The organism is Peribacillus faecalis (assembly GCF_014712675.1).
GTDB classification, from domain to species: Bacteria; Bacillota; Bacilli; order Bacillales; family DSM-1321; genus Bacillus_AD; species Bacillus_AD faecalis.
The window spans coordinates 19,363-30,638 of record NZ_JACXSI010000038.1; the positions used below are offsets into that span (position 1 = coordinate 19,363).

Consider the following 11,276-nt stretch of genomic DNA (forward strand, 5'->3'; position numbering starts at 1 on the left):
TAGCTTCAGCGCCCAGCACCTAGTGAACTTCCGCAGCCTCCCATCGATAAGTCAACATCGAATCACTGTCGTTCTTCGAGTTTCCTTTATCTCAGTCGGCGGCCTCCAGTTCATACGGTGTTAAACGGGCGCTTCCGCTTTTGTTGCTAAATTCGGTGTTGCTCGTATTTATTTGCAGTTGTCAGTGAACGCAACAATTGCAATTCTTCTGCAGAAAGCTTTTGACTTTGCACAGCTTTAATATTTTTCAAAACTTGTTCGCATGAGCTGGCGCCAGGAATAACAGCTCCCACTTCTTCGTGGGATAAAACATATTGGAAAGCCAATTCCTCGATTGGACGCGAAGCAAAAGCTTCTTTTAAAGAAGATAGCAGTTCGGTCAGCTGTTCGTACGTATATGTAAGATAGCCTTTTTGTAAAACGGATTGTGCTTTTTGTGTAAGAGCACGGTCACTCAAAATGCCTTTAGCGATTGGGCCTCTGGCAATGATGCTGATTTCATGCTCTTTTAAAAGCGGCATCCACTCTTCAGGACGGCGATCGAGTAAGCTGTATTGCATCATTACGGATGTCAAATCAGTTTTCGAAGCGAAACTGGAAATTACATTCGGACGGATAGAGGAGATACCATAATAACGAATCACGCCTTCTTTTATCAATTCTTTAAAAGTGTCTATCACTTCATCATGATTGTCTTCCATCGTTCCGCCATGAAGCTGATACAAATCGATATAATCAGTTTGTAAGCGGCTCAGGCTGTCTTTGACGGCTTGTTTAATATATTGTTTAGAAGCATCCCAGCTCCAGCCCGAATGATCCTCATGCCACTTGTTTCCCACTTTTGTCGCGATAATCACATCTTTGCGGACGGACTTGACCGCTTTGCCGACAAATTCTTCATTTATCCCGAAATCGTATAAGTCAGCTGTATCCAAATAATTAACGCCATGATCTAGCGCGGCATGAATAATTTCTTTCGCTTTATTTTCATCATGACCAAGCGACATGCAGCCAAGGCCCATTTCTGAAACAAATAAATCTGATTTTCCCAACCTTCTTTTATTCATAGTCATCACCTCTAACGGTTTTTCTTTCTATTTTAAAGGAAAGTTTGGGAAAACAATACTTAGAGGGTTATCATTTCTGTGAATGAAACGGTTTTTCGCAATCATTAATCCATTGCTGAACATATTTATAGCGGGCATTGTATTCTTTTAGCTTCTGTCTTACTTCCCAACTCTTCCCTACAAATAAAAGCTTATTTTTCCCCACATAAATTTTCATTTTATAACCTCCAAATTTGGTATGATAAAGTGTATGAGGCTTTAGGTAATAATTAGAATAGGGAGTTGTACATAAATGAAGAAATTTGAGGAAAAGACGATTAAAACCGAGCATATTTTTTCTGGTAAAGTGCTTTCTTTGCGAGTGGACGATGTGGAGCTTCCTAATGGGAAACAGAGTAAGAGGGAGCTGATCAAGCATCCGGGGGCAGTCGCTGTGATAGCAGTAACTGATGAGAATAAAATAGTTATGGTAGAGCAATATCGAAAAGCTATGGAGCAATCCCTTATTGAAATTCCTGCGGGCAAATTGGAGCCGGGAGAAGAACCTGCTGTAACGGCAGTCAGAGAGTTAGAGGAAGAAACAGGCTATGTCAGCGGGAAAATGGAATATTTAATTTCATTCTATACATCTCCTGGATTTGCTGATGAAATAGTGCATCTATATATCGCAGAAGAATTAAAGAAAAAAGAAAATGCGGCACCTTGCGATGAAGACGAATTTGTAGAGGTTATGGAAATTACGTTAGAAGAAGCATTGCAGTACATAAGAGAGAAGCGAATTTATGATGTGAAAACTGCGTATGCAGTGCAATATTTGCAGCTTAAGGAAGCTCTGAATAAAATATAAGTTTTTCACTCTAGGGTCCGAATTCGGGCTCTTTTTTGATTTCTCGGAAAATAAGTGTCCAAACATCACAAAAAAAACTTGACCTGCTACATTTTTTTTTACATAATTAAATTGGTAAAAATATCCATTAATCTAAAATGTTAACGCTTTCAACGGATGAATTAGCATTTTGTCCAATATGAAATGAAAGGGATGACTATATGACAATGTTTTCCATCTTTATAGCTCTCACTGGCGCCTGCCTCTTTTTTGCTCTGAAAAAAAAGCGATTATCCTTATTATTAGTCCCCGTTATATCAATGGTTGTCTACTTCATTGTCCAAGTTATATTAGTTCCAGCTCCTCTGCTTGATACACTTAAATTCATTTTCGCATTGAGATAATTGAACTATTGTTTTTCCCTTTTTATGTTGCCAAAAGCAGCAAAAGTGAAAATAAAAGTATTGTTTTTAAGTATTTAACATATAGAAAGGAGTGGTAAGAAGAAGCGGTTTAAGGCTAGAAGCCAAATTGTTTACAATCTGAAATCAGGGGTGAGATTGTGAAGAAAATTGATAAGAAGGTAGCAGATAGCTATTTTCGCGAAAAAAATACGTATATGGTCATTTACTTTGTGATTTGGGCAGTTGTTTCCTATGGAGTTGTGCTATTTGCCGAACCTTTAAGTGAGTTCAGCATTAACGGGTTTCCATTTCACTATTTCATGGGAGCACAGGGCGCATTGGCAGTATTCATTATTTTATTGTTTGTAAATGCGAAAGTCGGCGATCAGATTGATCGCAAATATGGCATAGATGAAGAGAAAAATGAACAATTAAGTGCAGGAAAAGCGGTGGACCATTAACAACCAATAAATAATGGATAAGGAGGAATGCCATTGGATACTCAATTTGTCGTCTCATTGATAATTATTTTAGCGACATTTGCCTTATATATCGGAATTGCACTTTTTAATAAAGCGAAGGAAACATCGGATTTCTATGTTGCAGGACGAGGGGTTCCACCAATCTTTAATGGTATGGCGATCGGAGCAGACTGGATGAGTGCTGCTTCCTTCATAGGTATGGCTGGAACAATCATGCTTTTAGGGTATGATGGGTTGGCATATATTATGGGCTGGACGGGCGGATATTTGCTTTTGACCTTCCTGCTTGCGCCACAACTGAGAAAGTCCGGACGTTATACAGTGCCGGAATTTATCGGCGATCGTTATGACAGCCATGTAGCAAGGATATTGGCTGCTATCTGTACCATCATTATTAGTTTTACGTACTCAATTGGCCAATTATCAGGATCGGGTGTTGTAATCGGCCGACTTTTTGAAATCGATGCGAAACTTGGAACAATTATCGGGGTTGTGTTGATTGCTTTCTATGCAGCATTCGGTGGAATGAAAGGGATTACATGGACACAAGTTGCACAATATTTAGTGTTAATCATTGCATACCTAGTGCCTGTTATTTTCATGTCACTTCAATTAACGAGTAACCCACTTCCATGGCTGTCATATGGAGAGCTAGTCGGAAAAATGGGAGAGCTCGATCGTGAACTTGGAATATCGGAGTACTTTGCTCCGTTTACAAACGGAACGAAGTGGCAGTTCTTGGCGCTGATGTTTACGTTAATGGCAGGAACTGCTGGTTTGCCGCACGTCATCGTTCGTTTTTATACAGTGTCGACAATGAAAGCAGCGCGTTGGTCAGGTGCTTGGGCGTTATTATTTATCGGATTATTATACTTTTCAGCACCGGCATACGCAGCATTCTCTCGTTTTATTTTGATGACAAAGGTTGCGGGAAGCAAGATTGCTGAGCTGCCGGCATGGACGAAGTCGTGGGTTGATACCGGTAAACTACAAGTAGCTGATACGAATGGTGACGGTATATTACAATGGAATGAATTGATTATCGCCAATGACATTGTCGTAATGGCGACGCCAGAGATTGCTAATTTAGGATTGTTTGTTATCGGTCTTGTTGCAGCCGGAGCGATGGCGGCGGCACTATCAACGGCAGGTGGATTGATGATTTCGATTTCATCCTCATTTGCACATGATATTTATTATCGCGTTTTAAGACCAAATGCAACAGAGAAAACGCGTCTTGCTGTTGCTCGCTGGTCGATTGTCGTTGCTACAGTGTTAGCTGGATTGATCGCTTTAGATCCTCCGGGGGCGATTACGCAAATTGTAGCTTGGGCATTTGCGTTAGCAACAGGAACCTTCTTCCCAGCTCTCGTATTAGGGGTATGGTGGAAGCGTTCTAATGCGCAAGGTGTTATCGCTGGCCTTTTAGTCGGTTTGACGGTAACATTATCATATATATTTGCAGCTAAGTATGGAGGCTTTACGATACTCGGCATTATCGATACCGGAGCCGGTGTATTTGGTGCCATCGCTGCCTTTGCTGCCAACATCATCGTATCATTGCTAACGAAAGCACCTTCGCAAAAAATTCAAAATGAAGTTGTGAACTTGCGTTATCCGGAGCAAATGATTTATAAAGATGGAGAAGTTTGGATGAATGACGGAAAACAATAATTAGTATTAAGGGGCTCCCGCAAAATGCGGGAGCTCTTTTAATGCTGAGTAGATGCCCTATTAAAAGGACCGGTGACGGTTTTTCTGAAAAGATAGAAAGCATAGATTTTTAAACGTAGATAGCTATCTAACCGTACACCTGCCAGGCTCGGAGTCCTATAGGATGTAGGTCATAACGGCGAAGACATGCAGACGTGGCGCCTTTAGCCGATGTTCCCTTCCGGTCTCCTACGATTTTCTGATTTTTAATAGAAACAGTCATATACTGGTGAACTTTACATATAATCTAGTAATTCGTAATAGGAGGAAAGATTAAATGAAGAAAAAAATGTTCTTTCAAAATGCAGCACAAAGCCATATTCGCGATTATTCCTCACTATATATTTTCATCATTGTACTGTTTTTGATGGGGGTCATTTGTGGAAGCATTATTGTCAATAGCTTGAGCTTCATGCAAAAAGAAGATTTGCTCTATTATTTAACGCGATTTTTTGGAGAAGTAAAAACAGGTACAGTAACTACTTCGTCGCATATATTTGCTGAAAGTGTAAAGCACAATATTCAATATATTGGTCTTATATGGATTCTGGGAATTTCTATTATCGGCATTCCTATTACTTTAGTTTTATTGTTCCTGAAAGGGATGGTAGTCGGGTTTACAGTTGGATTTTTAGTGAATGCGATGAGCTGGGAAGGTTTCCAAATAGCGCTTGTTGCTGTCTTGCCGCAAAATATTATTTTAGTTCCGATTATGATTTTTATCACAACATTGTCTTTAGCATTAAGTATGAAAATAATCGGCCGTGTATTTCTTAAGCAAGTGCGTCAGCCGATTAAGCCAATTTTGCTGAAATATATGTTATCATTTGTTGTTTGCGTCATTTTCATTATCGGAGCAGGTGTTATAGAAGCCTACTTTTCACCATCATTAATGAAGTCAATTGTGAGTTGATAATCAATAATTATATAAAGAGATAATCATTCTTAAAAGAGAATGTTTATTCCTCCTTAAAAATAATAATTCTATTTTGACAGCGCTCCTTGATTTGTTATAATAAATATGACAGTGGCAAGGAGGAGAAAAGATGGAAGAAAGAATTGAAAGAATCAAGAAACAGTTGCACTCATCCAGTTACAAGCTAACTCCTCAAAGGGAAGCAACGGTTCGTGTATTATTAGAACATGAGGAAGATCATTTGAGTGCAGAAGATGTTTATCTCCTTGTAAAAGAAAAATCGCCGGAGATTGGTTTGGCGACTGTATATAGAACGTTAGAACTATTAACAGAACTGAAAATTGTAGATAAAATCAATTTTGGCGACGGTGTTTCGCGTTACGATCTTCGCCAAGAAGGTGCGGCTCACTTCCATCATCATCTGGTATGTATGGAATGTGGTGCTGTAGATGAGATTCAAGAAGATTTATTAGGTGACGTTGAAGTAATCGTAGAAAAAAGATGGCAATTTAAAATTAAAGATCATCGTTTGACATTTCATGGTATTTGTCATCGTTGTCAAAGCAAACAGGATACAGAAGAAATTAGTTGATGAGATGCATATAAAACCTTGTGATGATACTATATTATTACTGGTTTCATAGCATCTTTTTTTTATTATAGATTAAGAAAGTAAAGATCAATTCATGATGAAAAAGGACCGGTGACGGTTTTTCGCGCAAGATTAAGAAGTGTATATTTTTAAACTTAGTTGGCTGTCTAACCTTACACCTGCCATGCTCGAGGCCTACAGGATGTAGGTCACATCGGCGTTGTCACAGGACGTGACGCTTTTAGCCGATGTTCATTAGTAGCCATCCCACCCAAGAAACCAAAACCGGGTTTCTCGTGTGGTTTGTCTTAGTCCTGCCGCATGTCTCCTTTTTCATTGAAGTGATAGCTAAGAGTGAAATCAAAAATGAAAAAGGACCGGTAACGGTTTTTCTGAATTTCATGTATAGTTTTCCGTCTTAGTGGCATAGATTGAAGTAGGATGCCCAGTTGGAGGGAAAACAATGAAATCATTTATAAAGAATATATGGTATACAATGAAGGTATTTTTATTATTTGTGAGCTTTACCATCATCTTTTATATAGGAATGGTATGGTTGAATGAAGAGTATCAAAATTATAATCGATACGATGAACCGGATGGACAAGCGATAAAAGTATCAAGTATTGATAAAGATGAGGGTTCGTCATGGTTTAATCGGTTAAAGCTTTTTTATTTGAATGGGGAGTAAAGCTGATGGAAGATGGTTTAAGAGATTTCATTCATTATTTAACAGTAGAAAAAGGATTGGCCCAAAATACGCTCGTATCCTATGAGCGGGATTTGAAGTCATATATGAAGTATGTCAAAAGTGTCGAGCAAATCTCCTCATGGAATGATGTGAGACGACAGGTGATTGTCGGTTTTTTAGCAGTGCTGAAGGATCAAGGAAAGTCATCGAAAACGATTGCCAGACATATCGCATCAATTCGTTCCTTTCACCAGTTTTTATTGCGCGATAAGCAAACGGATCAGGATCCGTCTGTCCATCTAGAGTCGCCGCAGCCGGAGCGCTCTTTGCCGAAAGTGTTGTCAATGGAGGAAGTAGAAGCATTTATGGATTCTGCCAAAACGAGTGATGCTTTCGGACTACGCGACCGTGCAATGATTGAGATTATGTATGCGACAGGAATGCGTGTCAGCGAGCTGATTAATTTGGATATAAGTGACGTCCATAGCACAATGGGCTTTGTTCGTTGTGTTGGTAAAGGCAATAAAGAACGGATTATTCCGATTGGTCAAACAGCACTAGGAGCAGTGGATGAATATTTGCAAAAAGCACGACCGGAGCTGGTCAGCAAAAAAAATAAAACAGAGGCACTATTCTTAAATCACCATGGCAATCGCTTGTCTAGACAAGGCTATTGGAAAATCATCAAGAAGCTGGCTGCTGAAGCCAATATTCAGAAAGAGCTGACGCCGCATACGTTAAGACATTCTTTCGCAACACATTTATTGATGAATGGCGCGGATTTGCGGTCAGTTCAAGAAATGCTCGGACACGCCGATATTTCGACGACGCAAATTTATACTCATATCACAAATACACGTTTGAAAGAAGTATACTCAAAGTTCCATCCGCGAGCTTAATAGATTACAAAGAAGAGAAAATGATGAAACTAAAATATCAATTTAGTGTCATTTTCTACTTTCAAGAAGTCAGACATCAGACTATAATAGAAGTTGTTAAAATGATAAAAGAGTAAATGCTTTTTCAAAGGGCAAACTATCATTCAAATAAAATGGCCGCTTCTAAAGTCAATGAGAAGTGTGTATGTTTCAGGAGGATTTATATAATGAAGAAAGACAATACATTTAAGCGTGTGTTCTTAATTGTTATGGATTCTGTGGGCATTGGTGAAGCTCCGGATGCAAAAGAGTTCGGAGATGAAGGCGCTCACACGCTTCTTCATATTGCTGAAGAAATGAAAGGTTTACATATGCCGAACATGGGGAAATTGGGCCTAAGCAATATTGAAGCAATTCCGGGAGTAAGCCCGGCGGAAAAACCGATGGCTTACTATACAAAAATGCAGGAAGCTTCAAATGGTAAAGATACAATGACAGGCCACTGGGAAATCATGGGCCTTAACATAGAAACACCATTCCGTGTATTCCCTGATGGTTTTCCCGATGAATTAATTCAGGAACTGGAAGAGAAAACAGGACGTAAAGTAATCGGCAATAAGCCGGCAAGCGGAACAGGCATTTTGGATGAGCTTGGCGAAGAGCATATGAAAACGGGAGCTTTAATTGTCTATACTTCTGCAGACTCTGTAATTCAAATTGCCGCTCATGAAGAAGTTGTGCCGCTTGAAGAACTATATAAAATTTGTAAAATTGCCCGTGAAATGACATTACGTGAAGAATACATGCTTGGTCGTGTTATCGCGCGTCCGTTCTTGGGAACTCCGGGGAACTTTGTCAGAACAGCTAACCGTCACGACTATGCGCTGAAACCTTATGATCGTACAGTAATGAACGAACTGCAAGATGCTGGATATGATGTATTGGCAATCGGTAAAATCAGCGACATTTATGATGGAGAGGGCGTAACGAAATCATTGCGTACCGTTTCAAACATGGATGGAATGGATAAATTGATGGAGACAATCCATACAGATTTTACAGGGCTTAGCTTCTTGAACCTTGTTGATTTCGATGCAATGTTCGGACATAGAAGGGATCCAATCGGGTACGGAAAAGCATTAGAAGAGTATGATGCACGACTAACGGAAGTATTGGCGGAGCTGAAAGAAGATGATCTATTGATCATTACAGCCGACCACGGTAATGACCCGGTCCATCACGGAACAGACCATACACGTGAATATGTACCGCTATTAGTTTACAGCAAAAAACTAAAACAGCCTGCAGAAATGCCGTTAAGACATACATTCGCTGATATCGGTGCAACGGTAGCGGAAAATTTTAAAATAACAATGCCAAAGCACGGCGAAAGCTTTTTATCATTATTAAAATAAAAGGGGATTATAAACTATGTACGAAAGCGCAAAACAATCAGCACAATATATTCAATCAAAAATTACCGCAACTCCGGAAATCGGTTTAATTTTAGGTTCAGGATTAGGGATTTTAGCTGACGAAATCGAGAATGCTGTTGCTATTCCTTACAGCGAAATTCCGAACTTCCCGGTATCGACTGTTCACGGGCATGCCGGCCAATTAGTAATCGGTCAATTGTCAGGGAAAACAGTTATTGCGATGCAAGGCCGTTTCCACCATTATGAAGGATACTCAATGGATAAAGTAACATTCCCTGTTCGTGTCATGAAGCTATTGGGTGTAGAAAAATTAATTGTGACAAATGCTGCTGGAGGCGTGAATAAAGGTTTCACACCTGGGGACTTAATGTTGATCACAGACCATATCAACTTCATGAGCAATCCGCTGATCGGTGCAAATGATGAACGCTTCGGTCCTCGTTTCCCGGATATGTCATCTGCATATGATAAGGAGTTCCAACAACTGGCAAGAAAAGTTGCTGCTGATTTAAACATTGAAATTCAAGAAGGTGTTTACTTAGGTCTTACAGGTCCTACTTATGAAACACCGGCTGAAATTCGCATGATCCGCACATTAGGCGGAGATGCAGTCGGTATGTCCACAGTGCCGGAAGTTATCGTGGCAAATCACTCTTCGATGCGCGTATTAGGCATTTCTTGTATTACAAATATGGCAGCAGGCATTTTAAATCAGCCGCTAAACCACGAAGAAGTAATCGAAACGACAGAAAAAGTAAAAAGCACGTTCCTTCTTTACGTAAAAGAATTAGTCAAAAATCTATAAAAATTTGTTGCTGACGGGTGGGGATTTGTAATGAGAATGGTAGACTTAATCGAGAAGAAGAGAGAAAATCTTGAGTTAACAACGTCGGAAATTCAATTTATCATCGACAATTATACGAACGGAACAATTCCTGATTATCAAATGAGCGCTATGCTGATGGCGATTTATTTTAATGGTATGACGGAAAGAGAACGAGCGGATTTGACGATGGCAATGGTTCACTCGGGAGATGTTATTGATCTTCATGAAATCGAAGGTATTAAAGTCGATAAACATAGCACAGGCGGCGTAGGCGATACGACTACACTGGTTTTAGGACCATTAGTTGCGGCAGTAGGCGTGCCGGTTGCGAAAATGTCAGGACGCGGGCTCGGCCATACAGGCGGCACAATCGATAAGCTTGAGTCGGTATCGGGCTTTACAGTAGAAATTCCGAAAGAAAAGTTTATCGAACTTGTAAATGACGACAAGCTCGCGGTAATCGGACAAAGCGGCAATTTAACGCCGGCTGACAAAAAGCTGTATGCGCTTCGAGACGTAACAGCAACTGTAAACAGCATTCCTCTTATTGCGAGTTCCATTATGAGTAAAAAGATCGCAGCGGGGGCAGATGCGATTGTACTTGATGTCAAAACAGGCGCTGGCGCTTTTATGAAAACGACAGAACAATCTATTGAGCTTGCTCAAGCGATGGTAAACATCGGGAACAATGTCGGCCGCAATACAATGGCGATTATTTCTGATATGAGTCAGCCGCTCGGATTGGCAATCGGAAACGCATTGGAAGTGAAGGAAGCAATTGATACGCTTCAAGGAAAAGGTCCGGAAGACTTAACAGAGCTATGTTTAACACTTGGAAGCTTTATGGTCGTATTGGCGAAAAAAGCGGCAACTCAAGAAGAAGCGCGAAACATGCTTGAAGAAGTGATTGCGAACGGCAAAGCGCTTGAAGTGTTCAAAACGTTCTTAGCAGCTCAAGGCGGAGATGCGACAGTTGTTGATAATCCGGAAAAATTGCCGACTGCACAGTATCAAATTCCGTTATTAGCTAAAGAAGATGGCTATGTGAAAGAATTAATCGCTGATGAAATCGGCACAGCAGCTATGATGCTTGGAGCAGGAAGAGCGACAAAGGATTCAGTGATTGATCTGGCGGTAGGTCTTGTGCTGCATAAAAAAGTAGGCGATCAAGTGAAGAAGGGCGAGCCTATTCTGACCATTCATAGCAATAAAGAGGATATAGAAAATGTGAAGGAACTTTTATACAGAAGCATTGAAATCTCTTCTGACAAAGTAGAAGCACCGCCATTAATTTATACACATATTACGAAGTAAGCTTTAAAGGACGACCTCTGTATAAAATGTACCCTATAGAGTAGACAATTATAAAAAAGTCTACCTATAGGGTACTTTTTTGTATAATGAAGAAAAAATGAGAACGGGGAAAAATCTAGAATGAGTACAAA

At 40.1% G+C, this 11,276-nt stretch carries 12 protein-coding genes; 10 read left to right on the plus strand and 2 right to left on the minus strand.

All coding sequences use genetic code 11. The features are described 5' to 3' along the window. Positions 1–146 precede the first annotated feature (146 nt). Positions 147–1,067, minus strand: coding sequence for an aldo/keto reductase (locus tag IEO70_RS14670; protein WP_190999124.1), 921 nt, complete (start codon positions 1,065–1,067; stop codon positions 147–149). Between the two features lie 70 nt (positions 1,068–1,137). Further along, complete coding sequence (gene mciZ / locus IEO70_RS14675; RefSeq protein WP_190999125.1) at positions 1,138–1,284, minus strand: Z-ring formation inhibitor MciZ; 147 nt, start codon at positions 1,282–1,284, stop codon at positions 1,138–1,140. A 75-nt stretch (positions 1,285–1,359) separates the two neighbouring features. Here mciZ and IEO70_RS14680 point away from each other — a divergent pair, with 75 nt between their 5' ends. The 10 genes from IEO70_RS14680 (at position 1,360) to IEO70_RS14725 (ending at position 11,145) form a co-directional block, all read left to right on the plus strand. Then, a complete protein-coding gene (locus IEO70_RS14680; protein WP_190999126.1) occupies positions 1,360–1,914 on the plus strand; it encodes an NUDIX hydrolase in 555 nt (184 codons plus the stop codon). 541 nt (positions 1,915–2,455) lie between these two features. Continuing rightward, positions 2,456–2,758 carry a DUF4212 domain-containing protein gene (locus IEO70_RS14685; protein WP_190999127.1) on the plus strand — a complete coding sequence of 101 codons (303 nt, stop codon included), beginning with the start codon at positions 2,456–2,458 and terminating at the stop codon, positions 2,756–2,758. Between the two features lie 33 nt (positions 2,759–2,791). Beyond that, the gene (locus tag IEO70_RS14690; protein ID WP_190999128.1) at positions 2,792–4,453 is read left to right on the plus strand and encodes a sodium:solute symporter family protein; all 1,662 of its coding nucleotides are present in this window, start codon (positions 2,792–2,794) and stop codon (positions 4,451–4,453) included. 316 nt (positions 4,454–4,769) lie between these two features. Next, positions 4,770–5,405, plus strand: coding sequence for a stage II sporulation protein M (gene spoIIM / locus IEO70_RS14695; protein WP_190999129.1), 636 nt, complete (start codon positions 4,770–4,772; stop codon positions 5,403–5,405). 133 nt (positions 5,406–5,538) lie between these two features. Then, positions 5,539–6,000 (plus strand): ferric iron uptake transcriptional regulator, encoded by a 462-nt coding sequence (fur, locus tag IEO70_RS14700; RefSeq protein WP_190999130.1) that lies wholly within the window; start codon positions 5,539–5,541, stop codon positions 5,998–6,000. 463 nt (positions 6,001–6,463) lie between these two features. After that, positions 6,464–6,691 carry a YqzK family protein gene (locus IEO70_RS14705; protein WP_190999131.1) on the plus strand — a complete coding sequence of 76 codons (228 nt, stop codon included), beginning with the start codon at positions 6,464–6,466 and terminating at the stop codon, positions 6,689–6,691. A 5-nt stretch (positions 6,692–6,696) separates the two neighbouring features. Then, positions 6,697–7,590: a site-specific tyrosine recombinase XerD gene (gene xerD, locus IEO70_RS14710; RefSeq protein ID WP_190999132.1), complete on the plus strand. Its 894-nt coding sequence runs from the start codon at positions 6,697–6,699 to the stop codon at positions 7,588–7,590. 206 nt (positions 7,591–7,796) lie between these two features. Further along, a complete protein-coding gene (gene deoB, locus IEO70_RS14715) occupies positions 7,797–8,984 on the plus strand; it encodes a phosphopentomutase (protein WP_190999133.1) in 1,188 nt (395 codons plus the stop codon). 16 nt (positions 8,985–9,000) lie between these two features. Then, positions 9,001–9,810, plus strand: coding sequence for a purine-nucleoside phosphorylase (locus IEO70_RS14720; protein WP_190999134.1), 810 nt, complete (start codon positions 9,001–9,003; stop codon positions 9,808–9,810). 30 nt (positions 9,811–9,840) lie between these two features. Next, positions 9,841–11,145, plus strand: a complete 1,305-nt coding sequence (locus IEO70_RS14725; RefSeq protein ID WP_190999135.1) for a pyrimidine-nucleoside phosphorylase — start codon at positions 9,841–9,843, stop codon at positions 11,143–11,145. Positions 11,146–11,276: the final 131 nt, after the last annotated feature.